Raw genomic sequence first — 19,683 nt, forward strand, 5'->3', positions numbered from 1 at the left:
CAGCGTGAAAATTTTAGTCGATGAGAATATGCCATATGCTCAAACTTTATTTAGTGAGCTTGGTGAAGTGAAAGCGGTACCGGGGCGTCCTATACCAGAACAAGAATTAATTGATGCAGATGCATTAATGGTACGTTCTATCACTAAGGTTAATGAATCACTGCTCGGTAATACACCGGTTAAATTTGTTGGAACCGCGACAGCCGGTTTTGACCACATTGATACCGAGTGGTTATCAACCGCAAATATTGGTTTTTCATCAGCACCGGGTTGTAATGCGATAGCGGTCGTTGAATATGTCTTTTCCTCACTATTACTGCTAGCGGAACGCGACAACTTTGATTTGCGTGATAAAACAGTAGGAATTATTGGTGTTGGTAATGTCGGAGGGCGTTTAGCGGCTAGGTTATCGGCTTGGGGAGTCAAAACATTACTCTGTGACCCACCGCGTGCAGCCAAAGGGGACGACGAGCTATTTGTTTCTTTTGAAGATGTGCTCAAGCAAGCTGACGTGATAACCTTCCATACTCCGCTGAATATGTCTGGGGAATATCAAACTTTCCATTTAATGGATGAAACGGGTTTAGCAAAATTACGAGATGGCACCATTTTAATTAACGCAAGTCGAGGTGAGGTGGTTGATAATAAAGCATTATTATCTGTGCTTAATCGCGGGAAAAAAATGAGCGTTATCTTAGATGTGTGGGAGCCAGAACCAGATTTAGACACCGCACTTTTAGCATTAGTGGATATCGGTACTCCGCATATTGCGGGTTATACGCTAGAAGGTAAAGCACGAGGAACGACGCAAGTTTATGAAGCTTACTGCCAGTTTCTCGGCAAATCGTCACAAATTTCCCTTTCATCCTTACTGCCTAAGCCTGATATCAATCAATTGACTTTCAATGGTAAATTAACGCAAAACCAGCTCAAAAGGTTAGTGCATCTCGTGTATGATGTGCGCCGAGATGATGCAGCATTAAGAGCGGTTGCAGGGGTAACAGGCGAATTTGATAAACTGCGCAAAAATTATCAAGAACGTCGTGAATGGTCATCCCTTGAAGTGATTTGTGATGATGAACAAACGGCATCAAAACTCAATGCACTTGGTTTTAAGGCAAGTTTAGTTAGCACAAAATAAATGAGTTAAAATGATCACCTGTTAAATAGCGCCAATTGGGGCTATTTAATTTTTTATTTTTTAGAGGAATAGCCATGACTGAAGGTTGGAATATTGCAGTATTAGGCGCAACCGGTGCTGTAGGTGAAGCTATTATTTCACTGTTACAAGAAAGAGAATTCCCAGTCGGCGAACTGTATTTACTGGCCAGTGAGCGTAGTGCAGGGGAGAGCGTACGTTTTAATGGTAAAAGTATTCAAGTTGAAAATGTGACTGATTTTGATTGGTCACAGGCACAAATTGCCTTTTTTGCAGCTAATGAAGGTGTAAGCCTACAATACGCTGAATTAGCGGCGCAGGAAGGGTGTATTGTCATTGATACTAGCGGCGTATTTGCTCAAGAACCGGATGTGCCACTGATTGTCCCAAATGTGAATCCGCAAGTACTCGCTGATTATCGCAACCGTAATATTATTTCATTGGCTGACAGCTCAGTGAGCCAATTATTAACGGCAATCAAACCGCTGGTGGACGCGGCAGGGTTAGGGCGTATTACTTTAACCAATATGTTGTCGGTTTCCAGTTATGGTAAAGCCGCTGTCGATGAGCTAGCAGGGCAAAGCGCACGTTTATTAAATGGTATCCCTGCGGAAGAAGGCCGTTTTAGTAAGCAATTAGCCTTTAATATGTTGCCATTATTGGCTGACATGGAAGGCAGTGTCGTTCATGAACGTCGCTTGGTTGAGCAAGTGCGTAAGGTACTGCAAGATGATGGCTTACCCGTGGCCGTTAGCTTTATTCAATCCCCTGTTTTTTATGGGAATGCGCAAGTCGTTCATTTAGAAACGTTGCGCCCAATGAGCGCAGAAGAAGCTAACGAAGAACTTGAACGTTTTGAAGATATTCAGGTCTCAGAAGAGGGTGATTATCCTACCCAAGTGACTGAAGCGTCAGGTCATGACCAATTAAGCATTGGTTGTGTACGTAATGACTACGGTATACCCGAAATTTTACAATTTTGGTCAGTGGCTGATAACGTGCGTTTCGGTGGCGCATTGATGGCGGTAGAAACAGCAGAAAAACTGGCTCAGGAGCTGTTTTACTAATGTCTGAGTCTACACAGTTGTATCGAATCGCATTAGGTATTGAATACAACGGCAGTCGTTATTTCGGTTGGCAACGTCAGCAAGAAGTTAAAAGTGTTCAAGGCTGTTTAGAGGACGCTTTGTCAAAAATTGCCGCGGAGCCAATTAGCGTGTTTTGTGCAGGGCGTACTGATGCTGGTGTCCATGCTACGGGGCAAGTGGTGCATTTCGAAACCTCTGCCATTCGTAAAGAAGCGGCTTGGACCATGGGGGCGAATACCCATTTACCCGCGGATATCGCTGTTCGCTGGTGTAAACCGGTGGCTGAAGAGTTTCATGCACGTTTTAGTGCAACAGCGCGTCGATATCGTTACGTGATTTTTAATCATCGTTATCGGCCAGCGATTTTATCGAGTGGTGTAACGCACTTTCATTACCCACTCGATGAAAAAAGAATGCATGAAGCGGCACAGGCACTATTGGGTGAACGTGATTTTACCTCATTCAGAGCAGTCCAGTGTCAGTCGAAGTCGCCATGGCGTAATGTGATGCATGTGAATGTCAGCCGCCACGGTAATTATGTGGTGGTAGACATCAAAGCCAATGCATTTGTTCACCATATGGTGAGAAATATTGTCGGAAGTCTGTTGGAGATTGGTTGTGGCAACCAAAGCATTGATTGGATGGCACATCTTCTTGAATTAAAAGACCGTACAAAGGCAGCTGCAACTGCGAGAGCTGAAGGGTTGTATTTGGTGAGTGTCGATTACCCAGAGAAGTTTGAGCTACCTCAGAATGTGATGGGGCCGCTTTTTCTGGCAGATGAACTGATGTAAAGCGAATTTTTATTTATCTCATAATTATTGCAAATAGCATGGATGCTATTATTGATGAGGATTATATGGAATTTATCACTTTTATTATCGACTTTATTTTACACATCGATGTGCACCTTGCTGAACTGGTCAGAGATTATGGTACGAGGGTCTATGGTATCCTGTTTCTGATCCTATTTTGTGAAACAGGGTTAGTGGTCACACCATTTTTACCGGGAGATTCGTTATTATTCGTTGCTGGCGCGATTTCGTCATTAGACAGCAATGACCTGAATGTTCATTTAATGGTCGCGTTGATGATTACGGCGGCGATTATTGGTGATGCGGTAAACTACACCATTGGGCGTATTTTTGGTGAAAAATTATTCAAAAATCCGGACTCGAAGATTTTTCGTCGCGTTTATTTAGATAAAACCCATGCTTTTTATGAAAAACATGGCGGTAAAGCGATTATACTGGCGCGCTTCGTGCCGATCGTCAGAACTTTTGCACCATTCGTTGCAGGAATGGGTAAAATGTCTTATCGTCACTTTGCTTTTTATAATGTGACGGGCGCGTTTATTTGGGTATTATTATTCACTTATGCGGGTTATTTCTTTGGTGAATTACCGTTCGTACAAAAGAATTTGAAATTACTGATAGTCGCGATTATCTTTGTTTCAATTTTGCCGGGCGTTGTTGAAATTATTCGTCATCGCCGAATAGCTGCGAAAGAAAAGCGTGCGGCAGCGCAAAAAATCGATAACCACTAGATGGTTTAACAAGTTTTTATCCACAGTGAGATATCATTGTGGTTTAATGGCAAAAAATTACATACTGGTGATAACCAGAGTGAATCAGACAAAAAGGTCCATTAATGAGCTGGATTGAAAAAATTTTAAAGAAAGGTAACTTGACCCAATCACACAAAGCCAACATCCCAGAGGGAGTTTGGACTAAATGCGATAGCTGCGGGCAAGTATTATATGGTGCTGAATTAGAGCGTAATTTATCCGTGTGTCCAAAATGTGACCACCATATGCGAATTCACGCCCGTCAGCGCTTAGAAACCTTCCTTGATGAAAACTCAACAACAGAATTAGGCAGCGAACTTGAGCCTAAAGACATTCTGAAGTTCAAAGATTCAAAAAAATATAAAGATCGTATTGTTGCAGCACAAAAAGAAACGGGTGAAAAAGACGCGATCGTCGTGATGAAAGGCACGTTGAAAGGCATGCCAGTAGTGGCTGCAGCGTTTGAATTCGCCTTTATGGGCGGTTCAATGGCTTCAGTTGTCGGTGCACGTTTTGTCCGTGCTGTCGAACAAGCTTTGGAAGATAACTGCCCGTTGGTATGTTTCTCTTCAAGTGGCGGTGCGCGTATGCAAGAAGCACTGTTATCATTAATGCAGATGGCCAAAACCAGTGCCGCATTAGCAAAATTGCAAGAGCGTGGCTTACCTTACATTTCAGTATTAACTGACCCAACCATGGGTGGGGTGTCTGCAAGTTTGGCAATGTTAGGTGATATTAACGTGGCAGAGCCGAAAGCGTTAATTGGTTTCGCAGGGCCACGTGTTATCGAGCAAACTGTTCGCGAAAAATTACCGCAAGGCTTCCAACGCAGTGAATTCTTACTTGAGAAAGGCGCGATTGACATGATAGTTCGCCGCCCTGAGATGCGTGACCGTTTAGCTGAAATATTGGCGATGTTAACCAATAAACCAAGCTTTAATGAGACACCAATCATCGTAGCGGAAACGGTTGAAATCGACATCGATGCCGTTGATGAACTTGATGCCCAAGAGCCAAAAAAGGATTCTGAAAAGCATAAAAAAGATGATGAGTAATCTAATCATTCCTAATGCCAAGTCTCCATTGGAGGCTTGGCTTTCTTATCTCACCGACTTACATAGCCAAAATATTGATATGGGGTTGGAGCGAGTCGGTCAAGTTGCTAGGAAAATGAACCTAACGCAGCCTGCTCCCAAAGTTATCACTGTGACGGGAACCAACGGGAAAGGGACAACTTGTCATACACTAGAGTCCATATTTATGGCGTCTGGGTTAAAAGTTGGGGTATACAGTTCACCGCATCTTATCCGTTATACCGAACGCGTTCGTATTCAAGGCCAAGAACTTCCCGAGTCTGATTTCTGCGAGGCATTTGCCATAATTGAAGCTCAGCGAGCAGATATTTCTCTCACCTATTTTGAATATGGCACTTTGGCGGCGTTACAGCTATTTAAACAAGCTAAACTCGATATTGTGATTTTAGAAGTCGGTTTAGGTGGGCGGTTAGACGCGACAAATGTCGTTGATGCAGATATAGCCGCAATCACCAGTATCGCACTTGATCACACTGATTGGCTTGGTTCAGACCGTGAACATATTGGTTATGAAAAAGCTGGTATCTTCCGTGCTGGCCATTATGGTGTGGTTGGTGAGCCGGATATGCCAGCTTCAATCAGTCAAGTGGCTGAGCATTTAGGTACGAAGCTATTTCGTCGTGGGACGGATTGGCAATACAGTGAGCAAGCAAATAGTTGGTCATGGCAAAGTTCACAGCGTGAATGGCATAATTTACCGTTACCGAATGTGCCTTTAGCGAACGCAGCAACAGCGCTAGGTGTGGTGAGTTGCTTATTGGAAATTGATGCTGATTTTGCCCAAAAAGTGACTGAGTCCACTATTCATCAAGGTTTGAAATCAGCTCAATTACCGGGGCGCTTCCAAATTGTCGGTGAAAAACCGTTGATGATCTTGGATGTGGCGCATAACCCTCATGCAGCAGGGTACTTAGTTAGTAAATTGGCTGCCTTGCCTGAAACTAAAGGTCGTCATATTCGTGCGGTTGTCGGGATGCTAGGTGATAAAGACATCAAAGGTACGCTTGAGTGTTTATCACAACAAGTCACCGATTGGTACCTTGCGCCATTAACTGAGTTTAGGGGGGCTGATGTGGCTCAACTGAGTCAACATTTACCGACAGCTAACCAGTTTGACAGCGTAGAAAAAGCGTGGCAGCAAGCTTGCATCGATGCAAACGAGCAAGATGTGATTGTGGTGTGCGGGTCATTTCATACCGTTGCTCACGTCATGATGTTATTGGAAAATCAAGAAGGATAGTGCCGGTGGCTAGTAAATTTCAGAATCGACTTGCTGGCGCCATTGTGCTTGTTGCAGTGGGAGTTATTGTGCTTCCTGCTCTGCTTGATGGCGATAAGAAATACAATGAAAATGAATTTGCGGCCATTCCTATTATCCCTAAACCGGGTGATGAAGAAGATATTGAAGCAATAGCGCCTATTGTGAGTACGACTACCACCGCTTCTTCAGAAGGTGCTTCTGAAGCCATGTTGTCAGAAGCCATTACGCAGCAACAGAATGAGCAGGTTGAAACCCGTCCATCGACGACAACTCCTGCGCCGAGCGTAGTTGAACCCGTCAAGCCGGAGCCTAAGCCTGAACCTAAAGTTGAGCCGAAACCACAACCAAAACCCGAGCCTAAGCCAGAACCTAAGCCTCAACCACAGGGCAAAGCGTTTGTTGTGCAAGTGATTGCATTGAACAATGCAAGTAAAGTTGAAGAGATTGTCGCTAAACTAAGGTTGTCCGGTTACCAAGTTTATACGGTTCCTGCCAAACCAGTGAATAATAAACTTACACGGATCTACGTTGGGCCTGAGGCTTCAAGGCAGAGGCTAGAAGCAGCTTTACCAGAACTGAATAAGATTACGGGGACGAAAGGGATAATCCAAAGCTATAAACCTTAAAATAGAATTTAAATAATCCCTAAAAGGTAAGGGGATTTAGTAACTTACTGCGGCGATTATGATTTTTTATTTTCGCCGCTATTTTTTTAAATTTGATAGAAAAATGGTTACGCAAACGTTTTCGTTTTCTGTTAGAATGCACTTCGCTGATGTCGTGAGTGCGAATTTTGGAATGAAATATGGTCTGGATAGATTACACAATTATCGCCATTATTGGCTTCTCGGCACTAGTTAGCTTGATCCGTGGTTTTGTACGAGAGGCGCTCTCTCTGGTTACATGGGGCTGTGCTTTTTTTGTTGCGAGTACGTTTTATCCTTACTTAGCGGGCTACTTTACTCGTTTTGAGGATGTGCTGGTTAGAAATGGCATTGCTATCGCTGCACTGTTTATTGCCACATTAATTGTTGGCGCGGTGGTGAACTATGTGATTAGCTCGTTAGTACAAAAAACCGGGTTATCAGGTACAGATCGAGTTCTGGGGATCTGCTTCGGTGCGCTGCGTGGTGTGTTAATAGTTTCGGCATTACTGTTTTTTCTCGACACATTTACACCATTACCTCAAAGTGAGGATTGGCAGCGTTCGGAACTTATTCCGCAGTTCAGTCATATAATCAGGTGGTTTTTTGACTACCTGCAAAATGCGTCAAGTTTCCTACCGGAGAACATTTCTCCGTCTGGCTGATGAGGAAAGACTAAATGTGCGGTATTGTCGGTATCGCCGGTGTTACACCGGTAAACCAATCAATTTATGATGCTCTCACGGTGCTTCAGCATCGTGGGCAAGATGCAGCAGGTATTGCCACGATTGATGGCAAAAACAACATTCGTTTACGCAAAGCAAATGGTCTTGTTAAAGATGTGTTTGAAACACGTCATATGTTGAGATTACAAGGCTGCATGGGGTTAGGGCATGTCCGTTATCCAACAGCCGGTAGCTCGAGCGCTTCTGAGGCGCAGCCTTTCTACGTAAACTCACCTTTTGGTATTACACTTGCACATAATGGTAATCTGACAAACGCTCATGAGCTCACTCGGAGTTTATTTGAAACAGCGCGTCGCCATGTGAATACTACTTCTGATTCTGAGATATTACTGAACGTATTAGCGCATGAGCTTGATAGGTTTGAGCATTTCCCTCTTGAGCCAGACAATGTTTTCAGTGCGGTGTCAGCCATGCACAAAAAACTACGTGGCGCATATGCTTGTGTGGCACTAATTATCGGTCATGGAATGTTAGCTTTCCGTGACCCTCATGGTATTCGCCCATTAGTACTAGGGCGCCGCATTACTGAAAGCGGTGAGCATGAATATATGGTCGCTTCAGAAAGTGTTGCGCTTGATACTTTAGGGTTCGAATTTTTACGCGATGTTGCTCCAGGTGAAGCGGTCTATGTGACAGAAAAAGGGCAATTATTTACACGCCAATGTTCTGATAACCCGCAATTGACCCCATGTATCTTTGAATATGTATATTTTGCTCGCCAAGACTCCTTTATTGATAAAGTGTCTGTGTATAACGCAAGATTACGCATGGGGCAAAAATTGGGCGCCAAAATTGCTCGAGAATGGGAAGATTTAAACATCGATGTGGTAATTCCTATTCCAGAAACATCGTGTGATATCGCACTAGAAATCGCACATATTCTGGATAAACCTTACCGCCAAGGTTTTGTGAAAAATCGTTATGTTGGTCGTACGTTTATCATGCCGGGTCAACAAGAGCGTCGCAAATCAGTCCGTCGTAAGCTCAATGCGAACCGTGCAGAGTTTCGTGATAAAAACGTTTTACTCATTGATGACTCCATTGTTCGCGGCACAACATCTGAGCAAATCGTTGAACTCGCGCGGGAAGCGGGAGCAAAAAATGTTTACTTTGCTTCAGCGGCACCGGAAGTGCGTTTTCCGAACGTATATGGCATTGATATGCCAAATGCAAATGAGTTAATAGCACACGGTCGCGAAGTGGATGAAATTCGCAAACTTATCGGTGCAGATGGGCTAATTTTCCAAGATTTAACCGATTTAGTCGCTGCCGTCCGTGAAGAAAACCCTGAAATCACCGAATTTGAGTGCTCCGTATTTGATGGCATATATGTGACCAAAGATATCGACCAAAGTTATTTAGATTATTTGGAAAACCTACGTAAGGACGATGAGTTAAAGTTGAAGGATCAGAGTGAGGTTGAAGACCTAGAGATTTATAACGAAGGCTAAATTTTCGTCAATTTTCGTCATAGTTTGGGCTACAGCGTTGTTGGCTTCACAAATTCGCCCTAGTCACGTAGTTTTCTACGCTCCTAGGGTCTCTTTGCTAGCCGCCTAGCTGTAACCCTAACTATATAGAAAATCCACAGTGATTCTGATTTTTCCCATCTTTAATCTGTAGCCTAAAATATCAAGAAAACTATGACGTCAAATGAAGGCCTAAGTTACAGTTATATCTGATTTAAAATACGTAAAAATCGAGTAAGCTAGAGGGACATTAACTGCCTATTTGGAGCGATATATGGCTGATTTCAACTCCCTTCCTGATGTGATTAAACCTTTTGTAGATAAAATCAAATCCACTAAAAAATCCCTTGTTGAAATGACGTTAACCCCAGTTGAAGACTATATTTTATGGGATAGTCGTGTCGGGGGAATGCCGTATTTGCCAATAAATGAAAAGTATCCGACGAATAGCGCAGGAACGCCGCTCAAGTTACTTGCCCAAATTAACTTTGCACAAATGCCTAAATTAGAAAATTACCCTGAAAAGGGTATTTTACAGTTTTTTATTGGTGGTGATGACTTATATGGAGCCGACTTTGAACAAAGGCAAAAACAGGAAGATTTCCGCATTATTTATTGGGAAGATATTATTGAAGATGCCAGCCAATTAACTCAAGATTTTTCTGCCGTGATTGCGGCTCATTCCGATGATTACTATACCCCTATAGATCACCAATACAGTATTGAATATACGCCTGCGGAACAGTTCATCAGCATCGATGATTTCCAATTTGGTCAGAAAATATTAGGGGTTGATAACCTCTATGATTATGAGGACCAATTTGACGGTGAAGACTTTTACGACGAATGGGTTGAGCCTTACAGTGATACTTTTGAATCAGGGGCACATTGCATAGGCGGTTATCCGTTCTTCACTCAAACCGACCCAAGAGAATACGAAAAAGATATTCAACAATATGAATTACTTCTCCAAATAAATACCGATTATGAAATAGGGATTATGTGGGGAGATATGGGAGTGGGTAATTTCTTTATTCACCCTGATGACCTGAAGAAAAGAGATTTTAGTCGAGTCGTGTATAATTGGGATTGTGGCTGATGGCTTAAATTTTCGTTATAGATAGGATTGCAGCATTGTTGGTATCTGCAATTTTAGTGAATATTGTATATAATGCGCTGAGTTATCGTGAATAGGGCAGCGAAATGAAAAAACTGATCATTGGGTTAACAGGGGCGAGTGGGGCTATTTATGGCGTCCGTTTGCTTGAAGTGTTGAAGCCTGTCAAAGAGGTAGAAACCCATTTGGTGATGAGTGCAGCTGCCCGCCAAACATTAGCATTAGAAACTGACTACAGTGTAAAAGAGGTTCAGCAGTTAGCTGACCATAACTATGATAGTCGCGATATCGCCGCTGCTATTTCTTCAGGTTCGTTTCGCACTGCTGGAATGGTGATCATGCCCTGCACCATGAAGACACTGTCTGGCATTGTTCATAGCTACACGGATACATTAGTCACAAGAGCTGCCGATGTGGTCCTCAAAGAAGGCAAAAAGCTAGTGCTGGGTGTGCGTGAAACGCCTTTGCATGTTGGCCATTTGCGTTTAATGGTACAAGCGGCAGAGATGGGAGCCGTGATCATGCCTCCGATGCCAGCGTTTTATCACCAACCTGAAACAATCCAAGATATTGTAGACCAAACGGTGAATCGCATCCTTGATCAGTTTGATATCGAACTGGAACAAGACCTATTTCACCGCTGGCAAGGGGTGAAATAACCCTTATTCATCTGTATGTGGAATAAGCAAGTCAGTAAGTGCTTCTTTTAATTCTATATGTTCAAACTGGAATCCTGCTTCTTCCAACCTTTTGGGAATTGCCTGTTGACCACCCAATACCAACGCTGCAGATTCCCCCATGATGGCCTTAATCACAAAAGCGGGTGTTCGCACAAATGAAGGGCGATTGAGAACATCACCTAACGTGGCAGAAAATAAGTCATTATGGACTGGATAAGGTGAGGTCATATTAAAGGGCCCAGAAAGAGTAGGGCTATCCAATAGAAAACAAATTGCCCGAACCATATCGTTGATATGTATCCATGGCATGTATTGTTTTCCGTCACCTATTGGACCTCCCGCTCCCATTTTGAAAATGGGGAGAATTTTAGCCAGTAAACCGCCATTCGCCGATAGCACTAGGCCAGTGCGTAGTAAACAAACGCGAGTTTTTTCCGATTGTGCATTAACGGCTAATGCTTCCCAATGCTGTGTGAGTTGGTGAGTAAATTCATCGTGGGGTTGTTCGTCTTCAGTTACGACTGACTGGCCTTGGTTACCATAATAACCAACAGCAGAACCTGATAAAAATACCTGTGGTGGCGTTTCACTGGCGAGGATTAATTCGCTTAGCTTTTGTGTCAATTTCCAACGACTATCACACAATAACTTTTTTTGTTCTTCGGTCCAGCGCTTATCAGCGATCGGTTCGCCAGCAAGATTAATAACAGCATCAAAGTCATTCAGGTGAGTTTGCTCATTAAGAGACGTCCAGCACTCAACAGCCTTACAAAAATGGCTATAAACTTTTTGCGGAGAACGGCTTAACACAGTAACCTGATGCCCAAGAGAAATCAGTTTTTGGATAAGTGGTGTTCCGATTAGCCCGGTGCCGCCTGTTATGAGTATTTTCATCGCCATCCCCGTCATATTTCAAACCGCAGCGTTGTTGCTTGCGTTCTATCACCTTAGTCACATACTTGTGTATGCTCCTAAAGATGCCATCTCTTAGCGCCTAGCTGCAATTTGAACTATTTAGGGGATATCCCTGAGATCAGTAACAAACTACAGCATTATGATTTAACTATAGCATTTGTGAATACAATTTGTATGATTTGCTTGGAGTATCATAAAGAAACCTGGCTTCATTATCATTGCAATAAAGAAGTGCTTTTTATGATGGCAACTAATTACAAATTCAGCTAGGATCATCTCCATAGGTGCGGATCAATGCGGATTGGTATTGTCTGGCATACAATAATAATCAGTCTAATGATATAAGCATTTTTAGCTTAAAAATAAAAGGTTTACAGGATGGAACAACCAACCGAAGTCGTTGAATGGGTCGATATTGTTGATGAAGACAATACGGTGATTGCTCAGGCAACACGTAGCCAAATGCGGGCAGAAAACCTACGCCACCGTGCAACTTACATTGTTGTTCATGACGGAATGGGCAAAATATTGGTTCAACGACGCACTGATATTAAAGATTTTCACCCCGGTTTCCTCGACGCAACAGCAGGTGGAGTCGTGACAAAAGGGGAAAACATCCTTGATTCTGCAAAGCGCGAAGCTGAAGAAGAGCTGGGTATTGCAGGCGTTCCTTTTGCGGAACATGGCCATTTTTATTTTGAAGATGCGCATTGTCGTGTATGGGGTGGGTTGTTTAGCTGTGTGAGTCATGGTCCATTTGCTTTACAAGAATCTGAAGTTGTTGAAGTCAGTTGGTTGACCCCTAAAGAGATCAGCGCGCGCTGTGATGAATTTACGCCAGATTCACTCAAAGCACTTTCCTTATGGTTAACTCGCAATAATGAGTTAGAAAAAACCATCACTTGTGCTGAAAATTCATAACCGATCAGATTTAAATTATTAAAGGGCTGTTTTATTTAGCCCTTTAATTTTTTTCTCCCAAAATCAAATCTCTAGCAAAGTTAATTTCTGGCTAATATATAACGATTAGTTATAACCAACTTGCATGCTAAACGATGTATTCATTTCCACACTAGATATAATGTGACAGAACTTAACATTTATCGTTTGCGATATGATGCACTGCTTGATGTATATATAACGCTTCGAGAGAATAAAAATGACAATTGATAAACAGAATACTTTTTTGAAACAACAACACCTTGAGAACGTAACCAATAAAGCTCGCGAGATTATGGAGCGTGAAGGAATTGAAGCATTAATCGCAACCGTGGGTGATAACTTCTATCACCTAACCGGTTTTGCGAGCTTCTTTATGTATACTTTCAGGCAAACAGGCTCTGCGATTGCGGTTATTTTTCGCGATCCTTCCATAGAATCATTGGTTATTATGAATGAATTTGAAGCAGCAAACTTGTCACTTCAAATGCCTAATGCAAAGATTAAAACATTTCCAATTTGGGTGGATGTAGACGACCCTTACAACCCGGAAAATGGCAAAGTGGTAAAACCAAGGCCAATTAATAGCCCAATAGAAACAATTTTCAATTTACTCAAAGAAGCGTTGTCTGAAGCGGGGGTTTATGGAAAACCGGTTGCGATTGAATTAAACCAAATTACACATACCGGTAAGGTATGGTTGGATAAGGTTATTCCTGGTTTAAATTTGGTTGATTCTTCGCCGTTATTTAATGAATTACGCATGATTAAAAGTGCGTGGGAAATTGCTCATCTCAGAAAATCAGCACAAATTACAGAAGCCGGTATCGCTGCTGCGAGTAAATTAATCAGGGTTGGCTGTACTTCAGCGGAATTAACCGCTGCTTTTAAAGCTAAAGTGATGGAATTCCCTGAAACGAACTATAGTCGCTTCAATTTAATTTCAGTGGGCAGTAATTTTTCACCCAAAATGATCCCAGATGATCAACCAGCAAAAGAAGGTGACTTAATTAAATTTGATTGTGGTGTTGATGTGGCTGGTTACGGTGCAGATATTGCAAGGACATTTGTGGTTGGTCAACCGAATGAAAAAGTCGCTGATATTTATCAAACTATCTTAAAAGGTCATCAATATATGTTAAGCCGAGTTGCACCTGGCGTTGCATTAAGTGATGTTTTTAATGAAACAATGGCTCTCATTCGTTCTTCAGGTTTGCCTCATTATAATCGTGGGCACCTAGGTCATGGTGATGGGGTGTTCGTTGGGTTAGAGGAAGCCCCTTTTGTGAGCGCTGCGACGACAGAAATATTTAGAGCTGGGATGGTGATGAGTTTAGAAACGCCGTATTACGGGATTGGTGTTGGTGGCATTATGATTGAAGATATGCTGCTTATTACTGAGGACGGAGTAGAAATGTTAAGTCATTTGCCTCGTGAATTAATTTCTTTCGGGCCAGTGGAATAAGGGGTGGTATATGAAGTGGTATCATTATTTAGTTATTTTTCCAATCCTCGCATTAACCGTAGGTATCTATTATGCCAATCAAGTAGAGCCTTTTGTTATGGGTTTGCCATTTTTAATGTTCTGGATTGTCTCATGGGTGATTGTTACAGCCTTAGTTATGTTATTAATCAATGTATTAGATAATAAAAATACGAAGGAAACATCATGAGTTCCGCATTAATTATTATTACAATTTTTTTCCTATTTAGCATTTATCTTGCTATCCGTGCTAAAAAGGGCAAAACGATGGATCACGAAGGGTGGTCTGTCGGTGGGCGCAGCTATGGTGCATTGCTAGTTTTCCTTCTAAGTGCAGGGGAAATATATACCACGTTTACTTTTCTTGGTGGAAGCGGCTGGGCTTACGGTAAAGGACCTGCAATTTTATATACCTTAGCGGTCAATGCTTTTATGGGGATCTTTTTATACTGGGTACACCCAAGAGTATGGCGCTTTGCAAAAGATAATGATGTCAGAACGATTTCTGAGTTATTTACCAAGAAATACCAAAGCCCGGGGTTAGGGTTATTAATTAGCTTGATTTCTATTGCTGCGATGGTGCCTTTATTTGTTTTGCAGCTTAAAGGATTAGGCATTATTGTTTCACAAGCGTCTTATGGCGCAATTCCTGCAGATATTGCCATATGGATTGGAATTATTGCAGTGACGTTGTTTGTGATGATCTCCGGTATTCATGGGTCAGCTTGGACATCAGCACTGAAAGATTTAATGATTTTAATTGTGGTCGTATTTATTGGTATTTATATCCCACTTCATTATTACGGTAGCTTTGGGGAGATGTTTAAAGCGATAGATACGGCGATGCCAAGCTTTTTAACATTCTCCGAAACGGGTCTAAATATCCCTTGGTATATTTCCACAATATTCTTATCTGTGGTTGCCTATTTCTGTTGGCCACATTATATGGCTGCGGTATTTACGGCTAAAGATGAAAAATCCTTAAAACGCAATAGTATTTTAATTCCTGCCTATAGCTTAATTATGTTATTTGCATTTTTTGTGGGTTATGCGTCTATATTACAAATTCCGCATCTTGAAGGTTCAGCTGTGGATTTATCGTTGTTTGAGATATCTAAAAGCACCTTCTCACCTATTGTGGTCGGTTTTATTGGTGCTGCTGGAATGTTAACGGCACTCGTCCCTGGTTCAATGTTGCTACTAACCACCTCTAATATGTTAGCGGGAGTTGTACAAAAAGCGATGGGGGTGAGTGAAGAAAAACGCCAGTCTGGTGTTTATGCACGCTTTATGGTGCCTGTCGTTGCGTTAGTCAGCTTGTATTTTATTTTCCACAGTAACGATACCTTGGTGGCTATTATGTTACTCGGGGTCAATATTGTTGCGCAGTTTTTCCCAGCTTTGTTGATGAGTTTTAAACAGAAAAATCCAATGACCCCTGCGGGCGCTATTTGTGGGATTTCCGCGGGGGTTTTATTTCTCGCGGTAACCTATATCGAGAAAATTTCTTTAGCGCAATTGTTTCCTTGGTTAGGGGAAAGTTTAAGTTTCATGAATATCGGTATTGCTGCATTTATTCTGAATATTATTGTGGCGGTAATAATTTCATTATTTAGCAAAACAAAGTAACAAGTGATATTTTAATTTTTTATTAATATTGCACCTTGTGATTATATCGCAGGGTGTATTTTTTATTTGATTAGTTTGAATTTAAATTCATTTAATAATTAACAATCAATTGATGAATATTATTATCTTATTTATCTTGTCAGCAATAAATTTAACCTTATAGTAATTTAAGCTACTTATATGAATCTTCCTTTAGGCTAATTTCTTACTGTTTTAAAAGGTGGATTTCTTAAGTTTTTACACGCTTAAATATTATTTGATATGAAGGATTCTTATTATGAAAAAAAATGAGTCAGTTGAATTATTGAAAAATCAGAAAGGAAAAGATAAATGCCCACCTAATAAATTAGCACTCTATACAAATATTGATTATAACAATTCAGAAATTGGCGATATTCTTTTAATATCTCCAGATATTCAACTTGATCAGAAGGAACTTGAATCATATGGATTTGATGTGGGGCATCATGATGGCGTTTCCTGTGTTGTTAACAATATGTCTAAAGCAGCTACGCTTGTCGCAGGTCTTAATCTTGATGGTGAAATATTACGAGTCCCTGCATTGTCTTCAATCGCGTCACTGGTTGGTTTAGGTTGGAATGATCTAACACGTTCTGTTGTTGCTGCCCCCGTTGAGTTAGTTACTTTAGAAATATCTTCTGAAAGCCCTCTCCAAAGTACATTAGGTAAAGTTAATAATATTGAAATTGATATAGTTAATAAAGGCAATGTTGCTGTTTATGGTGTCACATTAGAGATAACCACAAAAAATAGTGATGTAGCCAATGTCATTTCATACCCTGAATTAATTGATCTTCACTCAAATATGATCACCACAATCCCTGTATCTCTTGAAGGGAAGAATACGGGTGAAACACTATTAAGTGTTCGGATCCACACTCCGATTGGTGTTATTAATCAGGGAAGTAATACTTATGATGTAAAAGTCGAGGTAAAAGCTAGGGTTGAATTAAATTTAACGATAGATACACAAGTTACGTTATTAACCGGAGAGTCAAAGTCAGTCCCACTTAAGATCACGAATAACAGTGATACATTGGTTCGTAGTGCGATTATAAATGCGAATTCAGGGAATAGCTCTCTTGTTATAGTGGGTGAATTTGGCTCAACGGTTGATATAGACCGAAATAGTTCAAAGGTTGTTAATATTCCATTAAATGCAAGCTTAACGACAGTAGGTGATACGCAATTAGCCTGTAGCCTGACACTACCGAAAGGCTATGAAAATGAAGGTAATAATAATGCAATTTCTGCGATTACGGTGACAGCAGAAAGAGAATTAGAAGTTTTACAACAGTATCAAGCTAGTTGGGCTGGGGAAGGTGGTTATCTTTACAGCTACATGTTGACATTAAAATCACAAAATACACGCGTTAATAAATGGCAACTCACATTCCAATTACCAGCTGGCGCTAAAGTTTCTGAAAACTGGTATGAAAGCCAAAAAAACTGGTTGACGAAGGAAGAAGTGGGTGGAAATGTTATTTTAGGTAATACGAGTGGACATACTATCGACCCGGGTATTGAACTTCCATTGCAAATACAGGTAGTTTATCTTGAGCAGGCAAAGGTGAATGAGTACATCTATGACTTGCACCTTCGACAAATAGGATAATATTTTTAAGTGATAATTCAGTCTTTATCATCATAAAAAAAAATGCCAATCAGTTTGAACTGGTTGGCATTTTTTACTTATAAAAGATAAATGAAATTTTAGTTAAGCGTTTTCGTTTTGTACTGCTTGGATAGCGGTTAACGCAACGGTATAAACGATGTCATCAACTAACGCACCACGAGACAAGTCATTGACTGGTTTACGCATACCTTGCAACATTGGACCGATGGAGACAAGGTCAGCAGAACGTTGTACGGCTTTATACGTGGTGTTACCAGTATTTAAGTCTGGGAAGATAAATACGGTCGCTTTACCTGCAACTGGCGAATTAGGCGCTTTGGATTTAGCCACATCAGCCATTACCGCGGCATCGTACTGTAATGGGCCATCAATCATCAGGTCTGGGCGTTTTTCTTGCGCTAAACGTGTTGCTTCACGCACTTTCTCAACATCACTACCAGCACCTGAATCACCTGTAGAGTAAGAAATCATCGCAACGCGTGGGTCAATACCGAATGCTTTTGCAGAATCAGCAGATTGGATAGCGATTTCTGATAATTGCTCTGCAGTTGGGTCTGGATTGATAGCACAGTCACCATAAACAAATACTTGTTCAGGTAATAGCATAAAGAAGACGGAAGAAACTAATGAGCTGCCCGGCGCTGTTTTAATTAATTGCAGCGGTGGACGGATGGTATTTGCTGTCGTATGAACAGCACCAGAAACTAGGCCATCAACTTCGCCTTTTTCCAGCATTAATGTCCCTAATACGACGTTATCTTCTAACTGCTCACGAGCAACAACCTCTGTCATTCCTTTGCTCTTACGTAATTCAACAAGGCGAGCAACGTATTCTTCGCGTACTTTAACTGGGTCAACAATTTCAATGCCGGTACCGAGTTCAATACCTTGTGCGGAAGCAACACGACGAATATCTTCTGGGTTACCTAACAGTACGCAAGTTGCAATGCCGCGCTCTGCACAGATAGATGCAGCTTTAACTGTGCGTGGTTCATCGCCTTCAGGAAGAACAATACGCTTGCCCGCTTTACGAGCTAACTCTGTTAACTGATAACGGAATGCAGGAGGTGATAAGCGGTTAGGGCGTTCAGAGTCTGCAACCAATGATTCAATCCAGTCGCTACTAATATGACGAGCGACATAGTTTTGAATTTTTTCAATACGCTCATGGTCATCCGCTGGAACTTCTAAGCTAAAGCTTTGTAAATTCAGCGATGTTTGCCATGTATTGCTTTTCACCATGAAAACAGGCAAGCCAGTTTCGAAGGCTTGTTCACAAAGTTGGCGAATAGGCGCATCGATGTTATAGCCACCAGTTAGTAGAACTGCACCGATTTCAACTCCGTTCATTGCCGCCAGTGATGCAGAAACTAATACATCAGGACGATCCGCTGAGGTCACTAATAATGAGCCTGGACGGAAGTGTTCAAGCATGTGCGGGATGCTACGTGCGCAGAAAGTCACAGATTTAACGCGACGAGTTTTGATTTCGCCTTCATTAACAATCTCTGCACCTAAGTGTTTTGCCATGTCAATTGCACGGGTGGCAATTAAATCGAAGTTCCATGGAATCGATGCCAGTACAGGCAGATTCAGCGCGGAAAGTTGCTTAGTATCGAGGTTAGCCACAGTCGCTTTAGTTGAATCGTCAAAAATTTCAGATAGGTCAGGGCGAGTACGACCTTGTTCATCAACAGGGGCATTCACCTTGTTGATGATCACACCAATAATATTTTTATTACGTTGGCCACCAAATTCGTTACGTACTAACTCTAAACGCTCTTGCATTTGTGGGATAGAGCTGTTGCCTGGTGCAGTGACGAAAACAATTTCTGCACCTAATGTTTTGGCAATTTCATAGTTTAATGATTGAGCAAATGAGTGTTTACGCGTTGGCACTAAACCTTCAATTAAAATTACTTCCGCATTTTTTGTGTGGTCATGATAGCGAGCTACGATTTCTTCCATTAACACATCTTTTTTAGAAGAGGTCAGTAGCGATTCAACGTATTCCATTGTCAGTGGTTCAACAATGGTGGTAATACTTGAATGAGAACGCAGGACTTCAGTGGTTTGGTCTTTATTGCCAGAGACGCGTGGCTGTGCGATAGGTTTGAAAACGCTTAATTGAACACCTTTTTGTTCCATTGAGCGAACGACACCTAGGCTAACGCTAGTTAAGCCAACGCTGGTGCCAGTAGGTATTAACATAATTGTACGGGACACGGGAACCTC

Annotated in this window: 18 protein-coding genes; 16 read left to right on the forward strand and 2 right to left on the reverse strand. The window is 41.7% G+C overall.

Annotated features, from left to right (window positions below):
- The first annotated feature begins 4 nt into the window (after positions 1–4).
- From pdxB to P3L37_RS07435, 11 genes are all read left to right on the forward strand, one after another.
- Positions 5–1,141: a 4-phosphoerythronate dehydrogenase PdxB gene (gene pdxB, locus P3L37_RS07385; protein ID WP_109911542.1), complete on the forward strand. Its 1,137-nt coding sequence runs from the start codon at positions 5–7 to the stop codon at positions 1,139–1,141.
- Positions 1,142–1,215: 74 nt separating this feature from the next.
- Entirely contained in the window at positions 1,216–2,226 is a 1,011-nt protein-coding gene (locus tag P3L37_RS07390; RefSeq protein WP_004912316.1) for an aspartate-semialdehyde dehydrogenase, read from the forward strand.
- Positions 2,226–3,041, forward strand: coding sequence for a tRNA pseudouridine(38-40) synthase TruA (truA, locus tag P3L37_RS07395; RefSeq protein WP_109911543.1), 816 nt, complete (start codon positions 2,226–2,228; stop codon positions 3,039–3,041). The genes P3L37_RS07390 and truA overlap by 1 nt, the downstream gene beginning before the upstream one ends.
- Before the next feature lie 65 nt (positions 3,042–3,106).
- Positions 3,107–3,793, forward strand: a complete 687-nt coding sequence (locus tag P3L37_RS07400; RefSeq protein WP_272667349.1) for a DedA family protein — start codon at positions 3,107–3,109, stop codon at positions 3,791–3,793.
- Between the two features lie 104 nt (positions 3,794–3,897).
- Positions 3,898–4,869, forward strand: a complete 972-nt coding sequence (accD, locus tag P3L37_RS07405) for an acetyl-CoA carboxylase, carboxyltransferase subunit beta (protein ID WP_004912308.1) — start codon at positions 3,898–3,900, stop codon at positions 4,867–4,869.
- Positions 4,859–6,148 carry a bifunctional tetrahydrofolate synthase/dihydrofolate synthase gene (gene folC, locus P3L37_RS07410; protein WP_109911544.1) on the forward strand — a complete coding sequence of 430 codons (1,290 nt, stop codon included), beginning with the start codon at positions 4,859–4,861 and terminating at the stop codon, positions 6,146–6,148. Before accD ends, folC begins: the two co-directional genes overlap by 11 nt.
- Positions 6,149–6,153: 5 nt before the next feature.
- Positions 6,154–6,795 carry a cell division protein DedD gene (gene dedD / locus P3L37_RS07415; protein WP_004912302.1) on the forward strand — a complete coding sequence of 214 codons (642 nt, stop codon included), beginning with the start codon at positions 6,154–6,156 and terminating at the stop codon, positions 6,793–6,795.
- A 179-nt stretch (positions 6,796–6,974) separates the two neighbouring features.
- On the forward strand, positions 6,975–7,478 hold the full coding sequence (gene cvpA / locus P3L37_RS07420; protein ID WP_004912301.1) for a colicin V production protein: 504 nt from the start codon (positions 6,975–6,977) through the stop codon (positions 7,476–7,478).
- 14 nt (positions 7,479–7,492) lie between these two features.
- The gene (purF, locus tag P3L37_RS07425) at positions 7,493–9,010 is read left to right on the forward strand and encodes an amidophosphoribosyltransferase (RefSeq protein WP_238562700.1); all 1,518 of its coding nucleotides are present in this window, start codon (positions 7,493–7,495) and stop codon (positions 9,008–9,010) included.
- Positions 9,011–9,302: 292 nt separating this feature from the next.
- Positions 9,303–10,127: a YwqG family protein gene (locus P3L37_RS07430; protein WP_004912295.1), complete on the forward strand. Its 825-nt coding sequence runs from the start codon at positions 9,303–9,305 to the stop codon at positions 10,125–10,127.
- Between the two features lie 104 nt (positions 10,128–10,231).
- A complete protein-coding gene (locus P3L37_RS07435; RefSeq protein ID WP_004912293.1) occupies positions 10,232–10,804 on the forward strand; it encodes a UbiX family flavin prenyltransferase in 573 nt (190 codons plus the stop codon).
- A gap of 3 nt (positions 10,805–10,807) precedes the next feature.
- On the opposite strand, the gene P3L37_RS07440 is transcribed toward P3L37_RS07435, so the two are convergent.
- Complete coding sequence (locus P3L37_RS07440; RefSeq protein ID WP_109911545.1) at positions 10,808–11,719, reverse strand: TIGR01777 family oxidoreductase; 912 nt, start codon at positions 11,717–11,719, stop codon at positions 10,808–10,810.
- A gap of 399 nt (positions 11,720–12,118) precedes the next feature.
- On the opposite strand from P3L37_RS07440, the gene yfcD reads away from it, so the two are divergent.
- The 5 genes from yfcD to P3L37_RS07465 all read left to right on the forward strand — a co-directional run bounded on the left by yfcD (position 12,119) and on the right by P3L37_RS07465 (position 17,427).
- The gene (yfcD, locus tag P3L37_RS07445) at positions 12,119–12,661 is read left to right on the forward strand and encodes an NUDIX hydrolase YfcD (RefSeq protein ID WP_004912292.1); all 543 of its coding nucleotides are present in this window, start codon (positions 12,119–12,121) and stop codon (positions 12,659–12,661) included.
- 238 nt (positions 12,662–12,899) lie between these two features.
- Positions 12,900–14,144 (forward strand): M24 family metallopeptidase, encoded by a 1,245-nt coding sequence (locus P3L37_RS07450; RefSeq protein ID WP_109911546.1) that lies wholly within the window; start codon positions 12,900–12,902, stop codon positions 14,142–14,144.
- Positions 14,145–14,154: 10 nt separating this feature from the next.
- Entirely contained in the window at positions 14,155–14,352 is a 198-nt protein-coding gene (locus P3L37_RS07455) for a DUF3311 domain-containing protein (protein ID WP_004912288.1), read from the forward strand.
- Positions 14,349–15,791 (forward strand): sodium:solute symporter, encoded by a 1,443-nt coding sequence (locus P3L37_RS07460; protein ID WP_109911547.1) that lies wholly within the window; start codon positions 14,349–14,351, stop codon positions 15,789–15,791. The genes P3L37_RS07455 and P3L37_RS07460 overlap by 4 nt, the downstream gene beginning before the upstream one ends.
- A 277-nt stretch (positions 15,792–16,068) precedes the next feature.
- Positions 16,069–17,427 carry a hypothetical protein gene (locus P3L37_RS07465; RefSeq protein WP_109911548.1) on the forward strand — a complete coding sequence of 453 codons (1,359 nt, stop codon included), beginning with the start codon at positions 16,069–16,071 and terminating at the stop codon, positions 17,425–17,427.
- A 102-nt stretch (positions 17,428–17,529) separates the two neighbouring features.
- Here the strand turns inward: P3L37_RS07465 and pta are convergent, their stop codons facing one another.
- Positions 17,530–19,659, reverse strand: a complete 2,130-nt coding sequence (pta, locus tag P3L37_RS07470) for a phosphate acetyltransferase (RefSeq protein ID WP_181937056.1) — start codon at positions 19,657–19,659, stop codon at positions 17,530–17,532.
- Positions 19,660–19,683 lie beyond the last annotated feature (24 nt).

The sequence above is a fragment of the Providencia sp. PROV114 genome (assembly GCF_032704305.1).
GTDB lineage: Bacteria > Pseudomonadota > Gammaproteobacteria > Enterobacterales > Enterobacteriaceae > Providencia > Providencia rettgeri.

Coding starts and splice junctions, on each gene's coding strand:
- P3L37_RS07390 (WP_004912316.1), top strand. CDS start 1,216: ATGACTGAAGGTTGGAATATTGCAGTATTAGGCGCAACCGGTGCTGTA.
- truA (WP_109911543.1), top strand. CDS start 2,226: ATGTCTGAGTCTACACAGTTGTATCGAATCGCATTAGGTATTGAATAC.
- P3L37_RS07400 (WP_272667349.1), top strand. CDS start 3,107: ATGGAATTTATCACTTTTATTATCGACTTTATTTTACACATCGATGTG.
- accD (WP_004912308.1), top strand. CDS start 3,898: ATGAGCTGGATTGAAAAAATTTTAAAGAAAGGTAACTTGACCCAATCA.
- folC (WP_109911544.1), top strand. CDS start 4,859: ATGATGAGTAATCTAATCATTCCTAATGCCAAGTCTCCATTGGAGGCT.
- cvpA (WP_004912301.1), top strand. CDS start 6,975: ATGGTCTGGATAGATTACACAATTATCGCCATTATTGGCTTCTCGGCA.
- purF (WP_238562700.1), top strand. CDS start 7,493: ATGTGCGGTATTGTCGGTATCGCCGGTGTTACACCGGTAAACCAATCA.
- P3L37_RS07430 (WP_004912295.1), top strand. CDS start 9,303: ATGGCTGATTTCAACTCCCTTCCTGATGTGATTAAACCTTTTGTAGAT.
- P3L37_RS07435 (WP_004912293.1), top strand. CDS start 10,232: ATGAAAAAACTGATCATTGGGTTAACAGGGGCGAGTGGGGCTATTTAT.
- P3L37_RS07440 (WP_109911545.1), bottom strand. CDS start 11,719: ATGAAAATACTCATAACAGGCGGCACCGGGCTAATCGGAACACCACTT.
- yfcD (WP_004912292.1), top strand. CDS start 12,119: ATGGAACAACCAACCGAAGTCGTTGAATGGGTCGATATTGTTGATGAA.
- P3L37_RS07450 (WP_109911546.1), top strand. CDS start 12,900: ATGACAATTGATAAACAGAATACTTTTTTGAAACAACAACACCTTGAG.
- P3L37_RS07455 (WP_004912288.1), top strand. CDS start 14,155: ATGAAGTGGTATCATTATTTAGTTATTTTTCCAATCCTCGCATTAACC.
- P3L37_RS07460 (WP_109911547.1), top strand. CDS start 14,349: ATGAGTTCCGCATTAATTATTATTACAATTTTTTTCCTATTTAGCATT.
- P3L37_RS07465 (WP_109911548.1), top strand. CDS start 16,069: ATGAAAAAAAATGAGTCAGTTGAATTATTGAAAAATCAGAAAGGAAAA.
- pta (WP_181937056.1), bottom strand. CDS start 19,659: ATGTTAATACCTACTGGCACCAGCGTTGGCTTAACTAGCGTTAGCCTA.